The organism is Psychrobacter sp. 1U2 (genome assembly GCF_051847575.1).
On record NZ_JBPYDC010000096.1, the window covers coordinates 1 to 1,920 of the forward strand.

General features: G+C 44.6%; 3 protein-coding genes. All 3 read right to left on the minus strand.

The window, feature by feature from the left end:
• Positions 1-473: NADH-quinone oxidoreductase subunit J (gene nuoJ, locus ACS8FD_RS13440; RefSeq protein ID WP_439276251.1), on the minus strand; the 473-nt coding region annotated here is incomplete at its 3' end.
• Positions 470-1,018: an NADH-quinone oxidoreductase subunit NuoI gene (gene nuoI / locus ACS8FD_RS13445; protein WP_299219102.1), complete on the minus strand. Its 549-nt coding sequence runs from the start codon at positions 1,016-1,018 to the stop codon at positions 470-472. The genes nuoI and nuoJ, both read right to left, overlap by 4 nt.
• Positions 1,019-1,062: 44 nt before the next feature.
• Positions 1,063-1,920: NADH-quinone oxidoreductase subunit NuoH (gene nuoH, locus ACS8FD_RS13450; protein ID WP_439276252.1), on the minus strand; the 858-nt coding region annotated here is incomplete at its 5' end.

Consider the following 1,920-nt stretch of genomic DNA (forward strand, 5'->3'; position numbering starts at 1 on the left):
AATAGCAGCGCGGCTACCTCAACCAACATGACATACTTAGTAAACAGTGCCGTACCAACCGCTTTGGCAGAAATGGTCGTACCGCCAATCATGGCGACTTCATTATGGTTAAGACCAATCATCGCATACAGCACAACCGCAATAATTACCGTCAATCCAGTTGGTACTGCCCATGTTCCTGCATTGAGCCAACGCTCTTCACGAGCATCATTAGCCATGCCAAGATTGAGCATCATAATCACAAAGACGAAAAGCACCATAATTGCGCCAGCGTATACAACGATCTCAAGCGCCCCAGCAAAGGGCGCACCCAATACAAAAAATATACCGGCTATCGCTAACAATGATACGATCATTGATAAAATAGCATGTACTGGGTTGGCATGAGTGACCACACGCAGACTAGCAAAAATAGCGACTGCCGCAAGTGAATAAAAACCTGCTAACTCAGGGTTGTTTAAGATATTCATCATGGCAACAAGCTCCGAAGATCAATAGGTGCGGCTTCATTTTGTGCAGCCCCTTTTGGTTTATCTGCCACGGCCATACCAGAGACGCGATAGTAGTTATAATCAGGATATTTACCTGGTCCTGAAATAAGTAAATGCTCTTTTTCGTAGACCAAATCCTGACGATTATACTCACCCAACTCAAAATCTGGTGTCATTTGAATTGCAGTCGTTGGACACGCTTCTTCACATAATCCGCAAAAGATGCAACGTGAAAAATTGATTCGAAAGAACTCTGGATACCAGCGCCCATCTTCACGCTCGGCTTTTTGTAGTGAGATACAACCAACCGGACACGCTACTGCACATAAGTTACAAGCAACGCAGCGCTCATCACCGTCTGGATCACGAGATAATATAATACGTCCCCGAAAACGCGGCGGTACTGGCACAGGCTCTTCAGGATACAGTATGGTATCGCGCGGCCTAATCGCATGGCTATTGACCATCCACATGCTGCGGACAATGGTAAAAATACCAATGACAATCTTTTTTATCGTAGTAAACATGGGATTATTATCCTTATCAGCATTACTTTAAATCTTTACCAAAACTACAGTGCCGGAGAAAACATCAATATAACAGCAGCAGTAATCAGTAGATTGATCAAAGTAACTGGCAGACAGACTTTCCAACCAAAATTCATCACCTGATCATAACGCGGACGCATAAGTGAGCCTCGAGCCAAAACAAATAGGGTCATAAAAAATAGCGTTTTTATCATGAACCAAAAAGCTGGCGGGACAAATGGAATATCTAAATTAAAAGGTGCAAGCCAGCCCCCAAAGAACAAACAAGTCATTAGCGCAGAAATGAGTACCACATTGACATATTCACCGATAAAGAACATACCGAACTTCATACCAGAGTATTCGACATGGTAACCTTCGGCGAGCTCTTGCTCGGCTTCTGGCTGATCAAATGGATGTCTATGCGTTACCGCCACTCCAGCGACCACAAAGGTCAAAAAGCCGAAAAACTGTGGAATGATATACCAACCATCAATTTGCGATTCGACAATTTCACGTAGGTTAAATGAGCCAGTTAGGGCCACTACGCCCATCAAAGACAAGCCTAAAAACACCTCATAACTGATGGTTTGCGCCGCAGAACGCAGACCGCCAAGTAATGAGAACTTGTTGGCAGAGGCCCAGCCACCGAACATCACCGCGTAGACAGCGATACCTGCCATGGCAAAGAAAAACAAAATGCCAATATCCCAATCAGCAACACCAAGCGTTGGCGAGACCGGTATAATGGCAAATGAGGCCAATGCAGTGAACATAGCTACTGCAGGCGCCAAGGTAAACATAAACTTATCAGTAAATTTTGGTATCCAATCTTCTTTAAAGAAGATTTTGAGCATATCGGCAACCAGCTGTAAAGAGCCAAAAGGCCCGACACGGTTGGG